17 protein-coding genes are annotated in these 16,634 nt (G+C 60.4%); 11 read left to right on the forward strand and 6 right to left on the reverse strand.

Translation table 11 applies throughout. The features are described from left to right. Positions 1-47: 47 nt before the first annotated feature. Positions 48-806, forward strand: coding sequence for an SDR family NAD(P)-dependent oxidoreductase (locus BLO80_RS06780; protein ID WP_092327443.1), 759 nt, complete (start codon positions 48-50; stop codon positions 804-806). Positions 807-826: 20 nt separating this feature from the next. On the opposite strand, the gene BLO80_RS06785 is transcribed toward BLO80_RS06780, so the two are convergent. Next, on the reverse strand, positions 827-2,221 hold the full coding sequence (locus BLO80_RS06785) for a heavy metal sensor histidine kinase (protein WP_092327444.1): 1,395 nt from the start codon (positions 2,219-2,221) through the stop codon (positions 827-829). After that, positions 2,194-2,889: a heavy metal response regulator transcription factor gene (locus BLO80_RS06790; RefSeq protein WP_072405205.1), complete on the reverse strand. Its 696-nt coding sequence runs from the start codon at positions 2,887-2,889 to the stop codon at positions 2,194-2,196. Before BLO80_RS06790 ends, BLO80_RS06785 begins: the two co-directional genes overlap by 28 nt. 218 nt (positions 2,890-3,107) lie before the next feature. Between BLO80_RS06790 and BLO80_RS06795 the strand changes: the two genes are divergently transcribed. From BLO80_RS06795 to BLO80_RS06805, 3 genes are all read left to right on the forward strand, one after another. Beyond that, a complete protein-coding gene (locus BLO80_RS06795) occupies positions 3,108-3,719 on the forward strand; it encodes a hypothetical protein (RefSeq protein WP_092255404.1) in 612 nt (203 codons plus the stop codon). A gap of 72 nt (positions 3,720-3,791) precedes the next feature. Then, positions 3,792-4,415 carry a cytochrome b/b6 domain-containing protein gene (locus BLO80_RS06800; protein ID WP_092327446.1) on the forward strand — a complete coding sequence of 208 codons (624 nt, stop codon included), beginning with the start codon at positions 3,792-3,794 and terminating at the stop codon, positions 4,413-4,415. Further along, on the forward strand, positions 4,408-5,178 hold the full coding sequence (locus tag BLO80_RS06805; protein WP_092327447.1) for a molybdopterin-dependent oxidoreductase: 771 nt from the start codon (positions 4,408-4,410) through the stop codon (positions 5,176-5,178). The genes BLO80_RS06800 and BLO80_RS06805 overlap by 8 nt, the downstream gene beginning before the upstream one ends. A gap of 68 nt (positions 5,179-5,246) precedes the next feature. On the opposite strand, the gene BLO80_RS06810 is transcribed toward BLO80_RS06805, so the two are convergent. Next, positions 5,247-5,609, reverse strand: coding sequence for a winged helix-turn-helix transcriptional regulator (locus BLO80_RS06810; protein WP_092327449.1), 363 nt, complete (start codon positions 5,607-5,609; stop codon positions 5,247-5,249). A 112-nt stretch (positions 5,610-5,721) separates the two neighbouring features. Here BLO80_RS06810 and BLO80_RS06815 point away from each other — a divergent pair, with 112 nt between their 5' ends. Both BLO80_RS06815 and BLO80_RS06820 read left to right on the forward strand, forming a co-directional pair. Next, positions 5,722-6,456: an SDR family NAD(P)-dependent oxidoreductase gene (locus tag BLO80_RS06815; protein ID WP_092327450.1), complete on the forward strand. Its 735-nt coding sequence runs from the start codon at positions 5,722-5,724 to the stop codon at positions 6,454-6,456. Positions 6,457-6,529: 73 nt separating this feature from the next. Beyond that, positions 6,530-7,129 carry an NADPH-dependent F420 reductase gene (locus BLO80_RS06820; protein WP_092327452.1) on the forward strand — a complete coding sequence of 200 codons (600 nt, stop codon included), beginning with the start codon at positions 6,530-6,532 and terminating at the stop codon, positions 7,127-7,129. Between the two features lie 49 nt (positions 7,130-7,178). Here BLO80_RS06820 and BLO80_RS06825 read toward each other — a convergent pair whose 3' ends face one another. Beyond that, on the reverse strand, positions 7,179-7,631 hold the full coding sequence (locus BLO80_RS06825) for a winged helix-turn-helix transcriptional regulator (protein WP_092327453.1): 453 nt from the start codon (positions 7,629-7,631) through the stop codon (positions 7,179-7,181). Between the two features lie 160 nt (positions 7,632-7,791). On the opposite strand from BLO80_RS06825, the gene BLO80_RS30185 reads away from it, so the two are divergent. The 3 genes from BLO80_RS30185 (at position 7,792) to BLO80_RS06840 (ending at position 9,794) form a co-directional block, all read left to right on the forward strand. Further along, on the forward strand, positions 7,792-8,037 hold the full coding sequence (locus BLO80_RS30185; RefSeq protein ID WP_092327455.1) for a Rossmann-fold NAD(P)-binding domain-containing protein: 246 nt from the start codon (positions 7,792-7,794) through the stop codon (positions 8,035-8,037). An 87-nt stretch (positions 8,038-8,124) separates the two neighbouring features. Further along, complete coding sequence (locus tag BLO80_RS06835; protein WP_092327456.1) at positions 8,125-9,066, forward strand: SDR family oxidoreductase; 942 nt, start codon at positions 8,125-8,127, stop codon at positions 9,064-9,066. Positions 9,067-9,173: 107 nt separating this feature from the next. Next, a complete protein-coding gene (locus tag BLO80_RS06840) occupies positions 9,174-9,794 on the forward strand; it encodes an NADPH-dependent F420 reductase (RefSeq protein ID WP_092327458.1) in 621 nt (206 codons plus the stop codon). A gap of 177 nt (positions 9,795-9,971) precedes the next feature. Here the strand turns inward: BLO80_RS06840 and BLO80_RS06845 are convergent, their stop codons facing one another. Both BLO80_RS06845 and BLO80_RS06850 read right to left on the reverse strand, forming a co-directional pair. Further along, a complete protein-coding gene (locus BLO80_RS06845) occupies positions 9,972-10,664 on the reverse strand; it encodes a response regulator (RefSeq protein WP_092144399.1) in 693 nt (230 codons plus the stop codon). After that, positions 10,639-14,031 carry an ATP-binding protein gene (locus BLO80_RS06850; protein WP_092327459.1) on the reverse strand — a complete coding sequence of 1,131 codons (3,393 nt, stop codon included), beginning with the start codon at positions 14,029-14,031 and terminating at the stop codon, positions 10,639-10,641. Before BLO80_RS06850 ends, BLO80_RS06845 begins: the two co-directional genes overlap by 26 nt. 320 nt (positions 14,032-14,351) lie before the next feature. Here BLO80_RS06850 and urtA point away from each other — a divergent pair, with 320 nt between their 5' ends. After that, positions 14,352-15,596 (forward strand): urea ABC transporter substrate-binding protein, encoded by a 1,245-nt coding sequence (gene urtA, locus BLO80_RS06855; RefSeq protein ID WP_092327461.1) that lies wholly within the window; start codon positions 14,352-14,354, stop codon positions 15,594-15,596. Positions 15,597-15,706: 110 nt separating this feature from the next. Then, complete coding sequence (gene urtB, locus BLO80_RS06860) at positions 15,707-16,624, forward strand: urea ABC transporter permease subunit UrtB (protein ID WP_063320401.1); 918 nt, start codon at positions 15,707-15,709, stop codon at positions 16,622-16,624. Positions 16,625-16,634: the final 10 nt, after the last annotated feature.

Below are 16,634 nucleotides of genomic sequence, written 5' to 3' on the forward strand. Positions count from 1 at the left end.
CAACTGTTCAACTCAGCCTAAATACGTTACTTAAAAGGAGTCAAAACATGACGGGTAAGTTTATCAATCAAGTAGCGGTCGTCACGGGCGGTTCGACTGGAATCGGCTTTGCGATTGCCCAAGCCCTGTTAGCCGAGGGCGCCAAACGCGTCTATATCACTGGACGTTCGGCGGCAACGTTGGACGCTGCGGCTACCGCATTGGGGATGAATGCCGTGGCAGTGGTGTCCGATGTCGCTCAGCAGACCGATCTGGATTCGCTCAAGGCATTGATCGAAGGCCGGGACGGTCAACTCGATGTAGTGTTTGCCAATGCCGGTATCTGCGAAAAAAATCCCGTGGGCGAAACGACTGAAGCCGCTTACTACACGATGTTCGATATTAACGTTAAGGGCGTATTTTTCACGATTCAGACGCTGTTGCCGTTGATGAAGGATGGCTCGTCAATCGTGCTGACCGCCTCCATTTGTTCCAGCAACGGGATGGAAGGCCTGAGTCTTTACAATGCGTCAAAGGCGGCGGTGCGTTCATTTGCACGTACTTGGGCCAATGAACTCAAAGGCCGAAAAATTCGCGCGAACGTGCTCAGCCCTGGCTTTACCAGGACGCCATTGATGGACAACGGACTGAAGATGGATGAGAGCCAGATCGAAGCCCTCAGAAATCATGTAGGACAAATCGTGCCGCTGGGCTACATGGCCCAGCCGGAACAAATAGCGTCGTCCGCACTGTTCCTTGCCTCCGCTGACGCCAGTTATGTCAACGGCGTAGAGCTGATGGTCGACGGTGGCCTCTCACAAATCTAAGCGATGTCCGGTTGTGTCACTCAGGCAGCGGGGAATAAAAGCGAAAAGCGGATGGTCCCGGGCTTGGGCTGTTCGACACTCACAGTACCACCGTGCAATTGCATGATCGCCATGACGATGGCGAGGCCGAGGCCGTAGGAGTCGGAGCTTTGGTGACGGGAGGCATCGCCGCGGTAAAAACGGTCGAACAGTTTGCTCAGGGTTTCGTCGCTTAGCACGGGGCCCTGATTCTCCACTTCAATTCGGCATCCGCCGTCGACTGCAACGACGCGCATCAGAATTTCACTGCCTTCGTCGGCGTAGCGAATCGCGTTGGCGACCAGATTGCTCAGCGCTCGGCGCAGCAGCAAAGGGTCCGCGTGCACGGTGCCATCGCCCAGAATCTTGATGGACATCTGCCGCTCTTCGGCCAGACCTTCGAAATAACCCGCGATGCGCTGTGATTCGTCATGCAGCGACAGTGGCTGGCGCTCGACCAGCGATTGCGCTTCGTCGGCGCGAGCGAGGAACAGGATGCTTTCGACGATCCGGGAAATACGCTCCAGTTCCTCAAGGTTCGAGGCGATAAGCGCCTGGTAGTCATCCTCGCTACGGGGCTGGCGCAGGGCGACCTGGCAATGCCCCATCAACGAACCCACTGGCGTGCGTATTTCGTGAGCCAGGTCGGCGGAGAACTGCGTCAGTCGTTGATAACCCTTGGCAAGGCGATCGAGCATCGCGTTGTAGGCGTCACTCAATTGTTGCAGTTCAACCGGTGTGTCGGCACTGTCCATCCGACTGTCGAGCCGCTCAGGCGTTATGTTTGCCGCATGGGCGGCCATTTTGCGCAACGGGCGCAGACCGCGTCGCAGCAGCACGTAACCGAGCACCGCCGTGAGCAGAAAGGCCAAGGTCACGGCCAGGTAAATACGCTCGCGAAACGCCGCGAGCATGGCCATTTCCTTGCCCATGATGTGCGCGGCAGTCAGGCGAACTTCGCGCCCGCCCGAGGTGGTTTGTACGGAAGCGGCGCGCAGCGGTACTCCGGAGTCGGTCACGCCGCTGCGCAGGTCGTTGACGCTCAGCTTCGCCTCTTGGCCGATCACGGGCAGATCGGGCAGCGTGACGTTCAATGGATTGACCAGGATCACCGGCTGCTGCCCGGGCTCCTCGATGATGAAAATATCGTCTTCGCTGTCGAGCATGTTCTTGAAAATCTGCGGGCTGTCACGCAGCTTCTCGATGGCCAGTTCGTAATGCAGCAATTTACGGAAGTGATCCAGGCGGCCCATGACCGCGTGATCGCTGTAGATCAGTACCGAAGCTTTCATCGACTGGTACAGATAAAACCCGGCCCCGGCCACGGCGAGCATGGCCACCAGCGAGAACGCCAGGGTCGAGCGCAGGGTCAGGGATGGTTGGCGTCGGGTCCGCATGGCCTCACCTCGCACACATAGCCGATACCGCGAATGGTATGGATCAGTTTGATCGGGTAGGGCTGGTCGACCTTGCTGCGCAGGCGTTTGACGGCCACGTCCACGACGTTGGTATCGCTGTCGAAATTCATGTCCCAGACTTCCGAAGCAATTTGCGCCCGGGACAGGACATCGCCTTCGCGGCGCAGAAACAGATGCAGCAGGGCGAACTCCTTGTTGGTCAACACAATCACTTGCTGCTGGCGCGTGACGCGGCGACGCACCAGGTCCAGCTCCAGGTCGGCGATGTGGAAATGATCGGCTTCGCGCACCACGCCACGGCGCAGGATGGTGCGAATGCGCAACAGCAATTCGGTGAAGGAAAACGGTTTGACCAGATAGTCATCGGCGCCCAGTTCCAAACCGCGAATGCGGTCATGCAACTGATCGCGAGCGGTGAGAAAGAGCACCGGCACATCTTGCTTGGCGCGCAATAGCTCGATGATTTGAAATCCGTCGATGCCGGGCAACATCACATCCAGCACGATCAGGTCGTAGGACGTTTGCAGTGCCATATGCAAGCCATCGGCGCCGTGCTGGGTCCAGTCGACGTTGTAGCCGGACTCGCCAAGTCCCTTTTTCAGGTACTCGCCGGTTTTGGTGTCGTCTTCGATCAGCAGGATATGCATCGTCAGGGGGCGCTCGGGTCTCTTTTATAACGGGATTCAACCCGCAGTATCGGCATCTCAGGATTGCAGTGTAACCAGCTGAGAAGGTTGAGTCGGTTACATTTCTGTCATTCGTAAAGGCGTCGTTGCGAATGACAGAAATGTCATTCGGCGGTCATCGTGAGGTCCCGATCCGGGGGCGAGGATAGCGGCACTTAAACCCGTGAGGAATTGTCGCAATGAAGCTCAAGACTGCTCTGTCCACCACCTTCGGTTTGCTGATGCTCAGTGCTGCTGTCATGGCCACTGCGGCCGATATGCCGGTGATCAAGCCGCTGCGGGGCACCGTCGAAAGTGTCAGCAACAACACGCTGACCTTCACCACCCGCTCCGGCGCACAGCAGACCATAGGCCTGACTGACAAGACCGGTATCAACCGGGTATCAAAGACTGATATCGATTCGATCAAAGCCGACAGCTTCGTTGGCTCTGCGGCCATTCCACAGGCCGACGGTTCGCTGAAGGCGCTGGAAGTCACCGTATTCGAGTCCAGCCTCAAGGGCAGCGGTGAAGGTCACTACGGTTGGCAAAATGCGGATGGCAGCACAGGCACCATGACCAACGGCACCGTGGGCAAATTGTCCAAAGCCAATGGCCGCACGCTGACCGTCAATTACAAGGGCGGCGAGAAGCAACTCGTCGTGCCGGAAGATGTACCCATCGCCTACGTAGAACCAGGCAAAGCCAGTGAGCTGGTCAAAGGCGCGAAAATTGTCGTGTTCCCGGCCGAGGGCGGCACAACCGCACGCGGTATTGCCGTCGGTAAGGATGGGTTCCAGCCACCGATGTAATCACCTGAACAGGTTGGAGCGACGTCGTCCGGCATCGCTCCAGCGCACGGATGGTTTCTGAGTGGGAAAAACATGAGTAAAGAATCAATCCATTCCTGGCCCGTCCGCCTCACCCATTGGCTCAACGCCATCGGCATGACCTGCATGTTCATGAGCGGTTGGGCGATTTACAACGCCTCTCCGTTGTTCGCCTTCAAGTTTCCGGTGGCGTTGACGGTGGGTGGCTGGCTTGGCGGCTCACTGGCCTGGCACTTTGCGTTTATGTGGCTGCTGTTCATCAACGGCCTTGTCTATGTGCTGTACGGGTTGATCAGCCGCCATTTCAAACGTGATTGGTTGCCGATCAGCTTCCCAGCGCTAAAACATGATTTGACCGATGCACTGCGTTTTCGACTGGTTCACGAGAAGGGCGTTTACAACGCGGTGCAGCGCCTGATGTATTGGATGGTGCTGGCGGCAGGGGTACTGGTCGTCGTCTCGGGGCTGGCGATCTGGAAGCCCATCCAACTGCAAGAACTGGTCGCGCTCCTGGGCGGCTACGACATTGCCCGGTACGTGCATTTCGCGGCGATGGCGGTGATTGGCGCGTTCGTGATTGTGCATCTGGCTTTGGTGATGCTGGTGCCGAAAACCTTGCTGCCCATGATCACGGGTGGCGTACGGCCCATTGAAAGCGGAAAAACCGACCATGATTGAGCCCGAAAAGCGCGTGATTCAGCGCATCAAGCTTGAGCCCGCACAGCAGCTTCAGCTGGAAAATATCCAGCGCCGGAACTTTCTCCGGGGTGGCTTGACCGTCGGTGCGATGGCGATGTTGAGCGGTTGTAACCTGCAGGACGGCGATCAGGTCGATAAGGTGCTGTGGGCGATGTCGCGCTGGAACGACCGGGTTCAGGCCTGGCTGTTCAGCGGGCAGAAACTGGCGCCGACCTTCACCAAGGCGCAAATGACCACGCCATTTCCATTCAATGCATTCTACGGTCAGGACGATATACCGGAGGTGGACCTGTCCGATTATTCGCTGGCCGTCTCCGGACGGGTACGGGACAAGGCGCCGTGGACGCTCGAAGGCTTGCGCAAACTGCCGCAGCGCACTGACATTACGCGTCTGATTTGTGTTGAAGGCTGGAGCGCCATCGGGCAGTGGGGTGGCGTGCCGCTGAAAACCTTCCTGGAACACATTGGGGCCGACACCACGGCTAAATTTGTCGGCTTCAAGTGTGCTGACCGTTATTACTCCAGCCTGGACATGCCGACGGCATTGCATCCGCAAACGCTACTGGCACTGGATTACGGCGAAGTCGCGTTGCCGCCGGAGTATGGCTATCCACTACGGGTTCGAGTACCGACCAAGCTGGGCTTCAAAAATCCCAAGCATATCGTTGAGATTTTCGTCAGCAATGATAATCCAGGCGGGTATTGGGAAGATCAGGGCTATAACTGGTTTAGCGGGATCTGATGAAGCAAAAAGCGTAAATACTCGAGACCTGCCCCCCCCCAACCAATCAGCGATTCGTCTGCATCCCGCTAGGCCAACGCGTCGCGCTTGGCGAAGATGCTTGCCATTTGCGCAGCGTTCTCGGTTCCCCAGGTGCACAGGGGAACGATCGCCTCAGCCAGGCTATGGCCCAGGGGGGTCAACGTGTAGTCCACGCGCGGGGGCACTTCCTTGTAATCGGTCCGTGCAAGCACCTGATCGGCTTCCAGATCCTTCAACTGCTGGATCAGGACCTTGTCGCTGACGCCAGGCATCAAGCGCTTGAGCTCGCCATAGCGTTTCGGGCCGCCGCGCAGGAAAAACAGGACCAGCGGTTTCCACTTGCCCGAGATGATGCGTAGCGTGGCGTTGAGCCCGCAACCGGTGTCGCAGATTTCAGATGTCGTTGTCATTTTTTTATACTTACCAAAAGGTGCATACTTGTCCTTAGGTTATCAGCGCTGCATCCTCGTCTCAAGCAAGCAATTTCCTGCTTGGTTACAACGCCAACGAAGGATGCACATCATGACCAGACTGAATGGGAAGACCGCCGTGATCACCGGCGGCGCTACCGGCATCGGCCTCGCCGCCGCGAAGCGCTTCATCGAGGAAGGCGCCTTCGTCTTCATCTTCGGCCGCCGCCAGGAAGCGCTCGACGCCGCCATGGCCGACCTCGGGCCCAATGCCCGCGCGGTGAAGGGCTCGGTCTCCGATCTTGCCGACCTCGACCGACTCTACGCGGCGGTAAAGGCCGAGCGCGGAACCCTCGACATCGTCTTCGCCAATGCCGGCACGGGAAGCCCGCTTGCGCTCGGCAATATCACCGCCGAGCACATTGACGAAACTTTCGAGACCAACGTGAAGGGCTTGATCTTCACGGTCCAGAAGGCGCTGCCGCTGATGGGGCAGGGCGGTTCGATCATCCTGACCGGATCGAGCGCCGGCACCACGGGCGCCCCGGCATTCAGCGTCTACAGCGCAAGCAAGGCGGCAGTGCGCAACCTCGCCCGGACTTGGGCGCAGGACCTGAAGGGCTCCGGCATTCGGATCAACGTGCTATCGCCCGGGCCGACGGCGACCGAACTCGCGAAGGCAGCGCTAGGCGAGGAAGGCATGAAGGTTTTTGCCTCGATGAATCCGCTCCAGCGCATGGCCGAGCCGATGGAGATCGGTGCGGTGGCCGCCTTTCTCGCGTCGCAGGACAGCAGCTTCATGACCGCCAGTGAGGTCGCCGTCGACGGCGGCCTGGCGCAAATCTGATTCGCTACGCCCGGGCGGTGACTCCACTCCATCCTTGGAGCCCGCAGGGCGTGGCAGACCAAAGGAGATTTTTATGAGTTACGCAATCATCGGCTTTGGCAAGCTCGGCCAGGCGCTTGCCAAGGCGTTTGCCCGCAAAGGCATCGAAGTATCCGTTGCAACCACACGCGACCCGGAAAGTTTTGCAGCCGATGTGGCCGCGATAGGCCCCGGGATTATTCCAAAAACACTGGCGCAAGCCATCGAAGCGGACGTCGTCTTCTTGGCGGTCCGTTACGAGTCGCACCGGGAAGTCGCAAAGGCGCTGCCGACCTGGAAGGGCAAGACCATCATCGATGTGACCAATGCCTACGGTGTGCCTCCTGAGGAACTGGGAGGACAGCCTTCCTCCAAGGTCGTTGCGCAGGCCTTCGCGGGCGCAAGACTGGTCAAGGGCTTCAACCATTTGGTCGCTGCCGTTCTAGGCCAGGACCCGGCCGTACAGGGGGGCAGGAGAGTCGTGTTCCTGGCGAGCGACGATGACGACGCCGCCACGGAGATTGGTGCGCTTGCGGAAAATCTCGGTTTTTCGCCGGTCAAACTTGGCGGGCTTTCGGAAGGTGGACTGCTGGTGCAGGCGCGCGGCAATAGCTGGGGACAACTGATCTTTAAGGATTTGATCAAGTTCGATTGATTGGACAGGTGGCAATTGCGCGGTGACAGGGCGCGTTTTGCCGCCTTGTTCACCCCCCACCCTCGGGAAAGATGCACCCGCCATTGCGGACCAGCGCCTTCACTTCCTCGCTCACCCGCATCGGATCTTGACTTAATCGAGCGACAAACTCCTCGCGGCGCCGCACGTACGACTTCGAATCATGCTTCGCGCTCCAGAGCACAATGTTGATCACGATGGGAATGAGGTCCAGACCTTTCTCGGTCAACGTGTAGAAGTCCTTGCGTCTGTCGTCGGGACTGGGGGCCTTCGAGAGAACGCCTTGTTCCTCCAGGAAGGCAAGTCGGGAAGCAAGGACATTGGTCGCAATTCCCTCTTCCGATTTCAGGAAGTCTCCATAGGTTTTCTTTCCAACAAAAATGATGTCGCGAATGATCAGGAGCGACCACCGGTCGCCGAAAATCTCCACGCCGTAGTTCACCGCGCAATGGGACCGGAAGTCTTCTTTAAGGGTCTTTTTCATGGCGGGATCTTAGCATCACTTGCGTCGTGCAAGTAAATTTCTGTGATTCACTTGCTTTTTGCAAGTGATGCGACCAGCATGGATCGTACGTTGAATGAGGTCGACGGAACACGCCGGCAGTCTTTCGAATGCTCAACCCATCTCTGTAAGGGAACTGCACATGAGCACTATCAGCAGCATCGGCTCGGGTGACGTGGCCACAGCGATCGGCGGCCTCGCCGCCAAGGCCGGACATATCGTCGAGGTGATGAGTCGTGACGCCGCCATGGCATGGGCGCTGGCCACGCTAGACCTCCTCGCGTCGAACGCCATCACCCGCCAGGCGCTTGGCTGGCACCCCGTACAGCCCGGTCTGATCGAGAACCTCGACATCGGCCATTACTTTGCGCCGACTGACTTGAGCTGACGTCGGGGCGTTGGATCGCTACTGCGCCCGGCACAGTCTCCCTGACAGCTTTTCCCGTACCCCATCACCCATATGAGGAACACGCATATGCACGTTTTTGTTACCGGCGGCACCGGCCATTCCGGTCCGTACGTCATCGCCGATCTTATCGCCGCCGGCCATGAGGTCACGGCCCTGGCTCGGTCCGACAAGGCCGCGGCGCAGGCGGCTGCGCTCGGCGCCAAGGTTCATCGCGGCAATCTCGAGGATCTCGACGGGCTCAAGGAAGCGGCCGCAGCGTCGGACGGCGTCATTCACCTCGCGCACCGGCAGGACCTGATTCCAACCGGCGGGATCAACGCCGTTGCGGCCGCGGAGCTTGAGATCATGCTCGCCTATGGCGAAGCATTGGCCGGAAGCGCAAAGCCGTTGGTCGTGTCGGGAAGCGTCGGCTCGCCCGGGTGGGAGGGGTTGGGCCGGCCGGCCACCGAGGAGGATCCGCCCCTTCCCGGCGGCGATCCATACAAGAACACCCTGCGGGTTCGGAACATCGTGGAAACCACGGTGATCGGTCTCTCCGAAAAGGGCATACGGTCTTCGATCGTGCGGATCCCTGAGATCATGCACAGCTCCACCGATAACGCCGGCTTCCTTCCACTCTTGATCGGGCTAGCCAAGGAAAAGGGGGTTGTCGGCTATCCCGGAGACGGTGCCAACCGTTGGGGGGCCGTGCACGCCCGTGACCTTGCCACCGTGTTCCGCCTGGCGCTGGAGAAAGGCGCGGCGGGCAGAAGCTGGCATGCAATCGCCGAAGTGGCTGTCCCGTATCGCCAGATCGCCGAAGCCATTGCCAGCCGGTTGAATCTGCCGGCGGTGTCGATTCCCGCGGACGTGCTGATGCTGCCTGGCTACTTCGGGTTCCTTGCGAACTTGGTCACGCTGGACACCCCGACCTCGAACGCCATCACGCGCCGGGTTCTTGGCTGGGAACCGACCCAGCCCGGACTCTTCGCCGATCTTGATAACGGTCATTACTTCCCGGCCGACTGATGACGGCAAACCGTCGGGTCACTGCGCCCGGCGGGTGGCCCAGGCCGCGACGGCGTAACCCGTCCGGAAAATCTGGAAAACACCCTGATTCATAACGGAGACTGAACATGAGCACCATCAGCATCATCGGTTCGGGAGGCATGGCCACGGCGGTGGCTGGCCGTATCGCCAAGGCCGGACACACCGTCGAGGTGACCAGCCGCGATCCCGCCAAGGCGCAGGCGCTTGCCGACAAGCTCGCATCCGCAGCGATCACAGGCACTTACGGCGCCACTCCGGCGGGCGACATCGTTATTCTCGCCGTGCCATACACCAGTGCGGTGGCGGTGCTGGCCGACTTCGGGAATGCGCTCGACGGTAAGGTGATCATCGATATCACCAACCCGATCGCTCCCGATCTCTCGGGCCTCGTTACCCCCCACGGCAGCTCTGGCGCGCAGGAGATCGCCAAGGGCGCACCGGCCAGCGCGCATGTCGTCAAAGCGTTCAATACCCTCTTCGGCCGAGTACTTGCCAAGGATGAACGCCTCGATGCGTTCATCGCGGCGGACGATGCGGACGCCAAGGCACGGGTCTCGACCTTCCTCGAGAGTCTCGGGCTGCGTCCGTTGGATGTCGGCGGCCTGCAGATGGCCCAGTCGCTCGAATGGCTCGGTCTGATGATGATCGGCCTGGCTAAAAACGGCGCCGGCACCTGGGACATCGCCATGAATGTCGATATCGGCTGAATCACCGACACCACGTCCTCACCAGCAGGCCCATGCCTAAAAAATACCCCCGCATTGCCTGGGTGGCAGGGCTGAAAATCCAGAGCCGTTTCCAACGTTCCTGCTTCATCCACCAGGTTCTGTCATGGACGAAAACGGCCCCAGTGCTCATCCAACAATACGTCCGGTTATCGTGGCTTACCTTGAAGCACTGTTGCGAGAATCGGTCATGGCCGACAAGGCCACGGAGGTCGCTGCTGTGCGTGTTTCTACACCTAACTTCACATACACATGTTCCAGATGTTTGTTCACGGTGCGTGGGCTCAGATCTAGAATGGTGCCGATGTCGCGGTTGGTCTTGCCGCAGGCCACCCAGCGCAGAACCTCGACTTCCCGACCGGTGAGCTGAAAGCGTGCCGACAGCACCCTGTGCGCCGGCTCGTCGTCCAGGCTCGGCGGGGCTGGCTGTGACGCCGCTCGGGCCGACAGCAGGATGCGCGAGGTGCGCAGGTGCGCGGCGACCCGGGCCAGCACTTCGTCGGTCTGGATCGGCTTGGTCACGTAGTCGCTGCCACCCACTTCAAAGCCCTGGACCACATGCCTGCTTTCCGTCAGCGCGGTCATGAACAGCACCGGAATATCGGCGTTGGCCGGTTGCTCCTTGATCCGCCGGCAGGTCTCGAAGCCGTCCAGGCCCGGCATCATCGCATCCAGCAGGATCAGGTCTGGACGCCGGCGTTCGATGCGGTTCAGGGCGCTGAGCCCGTCGAGGGCCACCAGCACCATGTAGCCGGCATCGTTGAGGGCGTCGGAGAGCATGGCGAGGTTGTCCGGGGTGTCGTCCACAATCAACACGACACCGGGTTCAGCGACTGTGGTCAGTGCATTCATCTTCTGCCTCCTTGAGGGCGCGGTTGATTTCGTCCAGGCGAAAATTTTTCAGCAGCTTGCGTAGCGAACTGATGAAAGGGGCGGTGGCTGGCGTCTCGGCCTGGATGGCGTCGAGTTTTTCGTGCAGACCGCGTACGTAGCCGATGGCGCTGAGTTCGCCGAGGGCGATGAGGTCAGGCTGTGAGGGCAATATCCCCGGTTCGGGGAATGTCGCAGGGGCTGGTTTTTCGCGGCGCAGCCAGTGCAGGTCGAGCTGTTTCTGGATCCGCTCAAGCAGCTCCGGGGTGTGTACCGGCTTGGCAAGGTAGTCGTTGCAGACACTGGCCAGGCTGCGCTCGCGCTCGTCGTTAAAGGCATTGGCCGATATCACGATGATCGGTGCCGTGGACAACGCATTGCGGCGGATCAGCCGGCTGGTTTCCCAGCCATCCATCGTCGGCATCGACAGGTCCATGAGAATCAGGTCCGGCCCCAGCAGGGCGACCTGGCGAATCGCTTCCTGGCCGTTGCTGGCCTGGACCACTTCAAAGCCCAGGGGCGTAAGCATGCCGCTGAGGACCTTGCGATGGTCCACATGGTCGTCCACTACCAGCACCAGACGCCGCGGCCCCTGGTAGCCGATGATGTCGTGTTCGACATGGATCACCGCTTGCGGCACCCGTACTTGCGAGAGAAACAGGCGCACCTGGAAACAGGTGCCCTTGTCCTGCTGACTCTTGACCTGCAACTCGCCGCCCATCAGCGAGGTGAGCATGCGGGTAATGGTCAGGCCCAGGCCAACGCCCTTGTCCTGGCGCATCAGATCACCGCGTTCGAAAGGCTGGAAGATTCGCTCGATGTGCTCGGGGTCGATGCCGATACCCGTGTCGATGATGTCGAAGGTTGCCGTCTCGCGCATGTAACTGACCCGCAGGCAGACCTCGCCGCTGTCGGTGAAGTTGACCGCATTGCCCAACAGGTTGATGAGGATCTGCCGGACGCGCTTTTCGTCACCTCGCACCACCGCCGGCATCTTGCCGATCAGCTCCAGTCTAAAGCGCAACCCTTTGTCCCGTGCTTGTGGGGTGAACATCAGCTCCAGATCGTGGATCAGTTCCGGGAAGGGGATTTCCGTCGGCTCCAGGCGCAATTTGCCAGCCTCGATCTTGGCCACATCGAGCAGGCCGTCGATCAGCGACAGCAGGTGCGAGCCGCTGCGCAGGATGGTCGCCAAGGCATCCTGATGCTGCTCCGGCATGGCCGCGTCGCGCTGCAGGATCTGGGTAAAACCGAGGATGCTGTTCAACGGCGTACGCAGTTCGTGGGACAGTCCGGTGACGTAGCGACTCTTGGCCGCGTTGGCCGCCTCGGAAGCCTCCTTGGCATCTTGCAGGGCCTGGTCGGTCAAGCGGTGGGCTTCGATTTCCTGCATCAGCAGCAGGGTCTGGCGGTCCGATTCTTCCTGGGCCACGCGGCGGCTTTCCCGCGTCAGAACGACCCACCAGGCGAGGATGGCCGCCAGTACCGAGAGCGTCAGGAAGGCCTGGAAAAATGCCTGGTACAGCGTCGCCTGGGCTTGCGGCGAGTGGGGCAGTCCCTGGGAGGCCTGGCCATAGATCAGCGCCAGAGCGCCGCTGAGCATCAGGATCAGCGCGAGCAGCAGGCCCAGGTAATGCACTAGCCGGGTGTGCAGGCGTGGCACCGTTGCATTGGGCAGCAACCAATGCAACAGCGCTTCGAACTGCGCCGACAGACGCCCGTGAGGTTTGCAGCGATCTCCGCAACGCGCGTCCAGCGAACAGCAAAGTGAGCAGATGGGCGTGCTGTAGGCCGGACAGAAAGCCATGTCGGCGGTTTCGAACGGGTTGCTGCACAGGCCGCAGGTGATCAGCATGCTCGGTGCCACCGGTTGCAGCAGTAGCGGATCGCGGGTGCGGGCAATGTAATAGCGGCTGCGTGTGGCCCAGGCCAGCAGCGGGGTCATGACCAGCGAGGTGCCGAGGGCGACGAAGGGCGGGGCGGCCTGGGCCAGCGCACCAAACAGACCGAAGTGGGCGAGGACCGACAGCAGCGAGGCAATCAGCATGGAGCCGACGCCCACCGGGTTGATGTCGTAGAGGTGAGCGCGCTTGAACTCGATGTATTTCGGTGACAACCCCAAGGGTTTGTTGATCACCAGGTCGGCGACCACCGAGCCGATCCAGGCGATGGCGATGTTGGCGTAGAGACCGAGCACCTGGTCGATGACGTCGAATACCCCCAGCTCCATCAGCATCAGGGCAATCGCCACATTGAACACCAGCCAAACTACGCGGCCGGGGTGACTGTGGGTGACCCGGGCGAAAAAGTTCGACCAGGCCAGGGAGCCGGCGTAGGCGTTGGTCAGGTTGATCTTCATCTGCGAGACGAAGACGAACAGCACCATGGCCGCCAGGGCCCATTCCGGCGAGGCGAACACATAACCGAAGGCCACCAGGTACATCTGGGTCGGCTCCGTAGCGCGCTCGATGGGGATCTCGTGTTGCAGGGCGAGAAACGCCAGGAAGGCGCCAGCGAACATTTTCAGGGCGCCGGGCAGGATCCAGCCGGGGCCGGCGCAGAGCAGGGCGGCCCACCAGCGCTTGCGGTTGGACGCGGTTTTTTCCGGCAGGAAGCGCAGGTAGTCGACCTGTTCGCCGATCTGCGTCACCAGGGACAGGGCCACGGTACAGGCAGCGCAAAACGCCAGCAGATTGAAGTCGCCGCTGGCATCACGGCCCTGGAAACTGGTCCAGTCGCTGAAGGCCTCGGGGTTTTTCAGCAGCACAAACAGATAGGGCAGCACCAGCAGCACCAGCCACAACGGCTGGGTCCAGAGTTGCAGGCGGCTGATCAGGGTCACCCCATAGGCCACCAGGGGGATCACCAGCACAGAGCAGATCACATAAGCAAAGGCCAATGGGATATGGAAGTACAGCTCCAAGGCCAGGGCCATGATCGCTGCTTCCAGGGCGAAGAACAGAAAGGTGAAGCTGGCGTAGATCAGTGAGGTGATGGTCGAGCCGATGTAGCCGAAGCCGGCACCGCGGGTCAACAGGTCCATATCGACGCCGTAGCGGGCGGCGTAGTAGCTGACGGGCAGGCCGGTGAGGAAGATGATCAGGCTCACGGCGAGGATCGCCCAGAAGGTGTTGGTGAAGCCGTAGCTCAGGGCCAGCACCCCGCCAATCGCCTCCAGGGCCAGGAACGACACCGCGCCCAGGGCGGTGTTGGCGATGCGCAGCTCCGACCATCTGCGAAAGGACTTTGGTGTGTAACGCAGGGCGTAGTCTTCCATGGTTTCGTCGGCGACCCAGCTGTTGTAGTCGCGACGGATCTTGGCGATGCGCTGGGTGCCAGGTGGAAGCACGGCGAAAGACTCCTGGGGTCAAGGCGCTCCGTGCCTGGCGGGTGTGCCCGTGGCGGATAACCGAGCAATTTTCATGCCCCGCACCGCGCCGTCGTGCCGCGCCAACTGTTGCCTGCGCGCGTGTCCGCGCAGTTCCGTTCAGGCGGTGCCTGAAGCGATAGCTTGCGCCGCCTTGGTGCATTTTTCCCTACGTCAAATGACGTATGCGCTTACGTCAGGCTGCGTATACCCGTCGCCGATCCGCGCCGCCATGCTGATGCCACCACCGTTGCCGGCCGTCCCAAGGCGAGCTGTCAGCGTCACCGCAGAGGAGTAGCAGCATGGAACCACGATTGATCCGGACCAAAGGCCTGTTGCCGCGCCGCCTGGCGCTGGGGGCGGCGGCCCTGTCGCTATTGGCTGCCAGTGTGTTCAGCCAGGGTGTATGGGCCGACGAGGCCAATAGCACCGGCCTGGCGGTGACCGCCACTGAAGTCACGGTCGGCCAGTTGCACTCGGCCACCGGCACCATGGCGATTTCCGAGACCGGTTCGATCCAGGCCGAACGCCTGGCCATTGAGCAGATCAACGCTTCAGGCGGCATCCTCGGTCGGCAGATCAAGGTGATCCAAGAAGACGGCGCCTCCGACTGGCCGACCTTCGCCGAGAAGGCCAAGAAGCTTCTGGTCAACGACAAGGTGGCCACGGTGTTCGGCTGCTGGACCTCGGCGTCGCGCAAGGCTGTGCTGCCGATCTTCGAGAAAGAAAACGGCCTGCTCTACTACCCGACTTTCTACGAAGGGCTGGAGCAGTCGAAGAACGTGATCTACACGGGCCAGGAAGCCACCCAGCAAATCCTCGCCAGCCTCGACTGGATCGCCAAGACCAAAGGCGCCAAAACCTTCTACCTGGTGGGATCGGACTATATCTGGCCACGCACCTCGATGAAGATTGCCCGCAAGCACATTGAAAACGTGCTGCACGGCACCGTGGTCGGCGAAGACTATTACCCGCTCGGCAACACCCAGTTCGGTTCGCTGATCAACAAAGTCAAGTTGAAGAAGCCCGACGTGGTGTTCGCGGCAGTGGTGGGTGGCTCCAACGTGGCCTTCTACAAACAACTCAATGCGGCGGGTGTCAATTCGGCCAAGCAGACCTTGCTCACTCTCTCGGTCACCGAAGATGAGTTGCTGGGCATCGGCGGCGAGAACATGGCCGGTTTCTATGCCTCGATGAAGTACTTCCAGAGCCTGGACAACCCCAACAACAAAGCCTTCGTCGACGCTTTCAAGGCCAAGTACGGCAAGGATTCGGTGATCGGCGACGTGACCCAGGCCGCGTACCTGGGCCCATGGTTGTGGAAGGCTGCGGTGGAAAAAGCCGGCAGCTTCGATGTCGACAAAGTGGTTGCAGCCTCGCCGGGCATCGAGTTGAAAACCGCGCCTGAAGGCTACGTCAAAGTGCATGAAAACCATCACCTGTGGAGCAAGACCCGCATCGGTGAAGTGCAGTCCGATGGCCAGTTCAAAGTGGTGTACGAGTCCGATCTGATCGAGCCGAATCCGTTCCCTAAAGGCTATCAGTAAGGTCTGGGCCATCGCGGCAGGCCGACTCCAACACTCTGTAGGAGCTGGCTTGCCGGCGATGGAGCTCCAACGTTTTTCCACATCCTTCCTCCAAGCAGGAGTCCATCATCATGGAATGGCTATCGGAATTTGGTGCCATCGCGGCGATGCAGGGGTTCAACGGCTTGTCCGTGTTCTGTGTGCTGCTGTTGATGGCATTGGGGCTGGCGATCATTTTCGGCCAGATGGGGGTCATCAACATGGCCCACGGCGAGTTCCTCACGATCGGCGCCTACACCACCTATGTCTGTTCGAGCCTGACCAGTCATTTCGCCCCGTGGTTTCAACCCTATTATTTTTTCATCGCCATCGCCCTGTCGTTTCTGGTGGCCGGGGCCATCGGCTGGCTGGTGGAGTGGGCGATGATCAGTCGGCTCTACAAGCGTCCGTTGGACACATTGCTGGCGACCTGGGGGCTGTCCCTAGTGATGCAGCAGACCTTCCGTTCGGTGTTCGGCGCCCGTGAAGTCAGCGCCACGCCGCCGGAGTGGCTGATGGGCTCGTTCAACTTCACCGAGTCCATCGAGATCCCGCGCAACGGCCTGTTCATGATGGCCCTGACTCTGCTGCTCACCGCGGCCATTTTTCTCTTGCTCTACCGCTCACGCTGGGGCCTGCAAGTGCGGGCCACGGTGCAAAACCGGCTGATGAGCCGTGCCGTGGGCATCAATACGCGCAAGGTCGACCGCATGACCTTTGCCCTCGGTTGTGGTGTCGCGGGGGTGGCCGGCGCGGCCTTTACCACCATTGGCTCCACCGGGCCCACCGCGGGCTCGCAGTACATAGTCGACACCTTCCTGGTGGTGGTCTTCGGCGGCGCACAAAGCCTGTTCGGCACTATTGCGTCGGCGTTCGTCATTGCCCAGACCCAATCGATCTCGGAGTTCTTCCTCAGTGGTTCGATGGCCAAGGTGCTGACCCTGTCCGGGGTGATTCTGATCCTGATGTTGCGCCCTCAAGGGTTGTTCTCCATCAAAGTGCGCAAGTAGAGGCGAGCCA

Origin of the sequence: Pseudomonas sp. NFACC56-3 (genome assembly GCF_900100025.1) — a bacterium.
Classification (GTDB): domain Bacteria; phylum Pseudomonadota; class Gammaproteobacteria; order Pseudomonadales; family Pseudomonadaceae; genus Aquipseudomonas; species Aquipseudomonas fluorescens_AA.

Bases quoted from the DNA above. Each gene is read 5' to 3' on its own strand.
- BLO80_RS06780 (WP_092327443.1), top strand. From the start codon at position 48: ATGACGGGTAAGTTTATCAATCAAGTAGCGGTCGTCACGGGCGGTTCG.
- BLO80_RS06785 (WP_092327444.1), bottom strand. From the start codon at position 2,221: ATGCGGACCCGACGCCAACCATCCCTGACCCTGCGCTCGACCCTGGCG.
- BLO80_RS06790 (WP_072405205.1), bottom strand. From the start codon at position 2,889: ATGCATATCCTGCTGATCGAAGACGACACCAAAACCGGCGAGTACCTG.
- BLO80_RS06795 (WP_092255404.1), top strand. From the start codon at position 3,108: ATGAAGCTCAAGACTGCTCTGTCCACCACCTTCGGTTTGCTGATGCTC.
- BLO80_RS06800 (WP_092327446.1), top strand. From the start codon at position 3,792: ATGAGTAAAGAATCAATCCATTCCTGGCCCGTCCGCCTCACCCATTGG.
- BLO80_RS06805 (WP_092327447.1), top strand. From the start codon at position 4,408: ATGATTGAGCCCGAAAAGCGCGTGATTCAGCGCATCAAGCTTGAGCCC.
- BLO80_RS06810 (WP_092327449.1), bottom strand. From the start codon at position 5,609: ATGACAACGACATCTGAAATCTGCGACACCGGTTGCGGGCTCAACGCC.
- BLO80_RS06815 (WP_092327450.1), top strand. From the start codon at position 5,722: ATGACCAGACTGAATGGGAAGACCGCCGTGATCACCGGCGGCGCTACC.
- BLO80_RS06820 (WP_092327452.1), top strand. From the start codon at position 6,530: ATGAGTTACGCAATCATCGGCTTTGGCAAGCTCGGCCAGGCGCTTGCC.
- BLO80_RS06825 (WP_092327453.1), bottom strand. From the start codon at position 7,631: ATGAAAAAGACCCTTAAAGAAGACTTCCGGTCCCATTGCGCGGTGAAC.
- BLO80_RS30185 (WP_092327455.1), top strand. From the start codon at position 7,792: ATGAGCACTATCAGCAGCATCGGCTCGGGTGACGTGGCCACAGCGATC.
- BLO80_RS06835 (WP_092327456.1), top strand. From the start codon at position 8,125: ATGCACGTTTTTGTTACCGGCGGCACCGGCCATTCCGGTCCGTACGTC.
- BLO80_RS06840 (WP_092327458.1), top strand. From the start codon at position 9,174: ATGAGCACCATCAGCATCATCGGTTCGGGAGGCATGGCCACGGCGGTG.
- BLO80_RS06845 (WP_092144399.1), bottom strand. From the start codon at position 10,664: ATGAATGCACTGACCACAGTCGCTGAACCCGGTGTCGTGTTGATTGTG.
- urtA (WP_092327461.1), top strand. From the start codon at position 14,352: ATGGAACCACGATTGATCCGGACCAAAGGCCTGTTGCCGCGCCGCCTG.
- urtB (WP_063320401.1), top strand. From the start codon at position 15,707: ATGGAATGGCTATCGGAATTTGGTGCCATCGCGGCGATGCAGGGGTTC.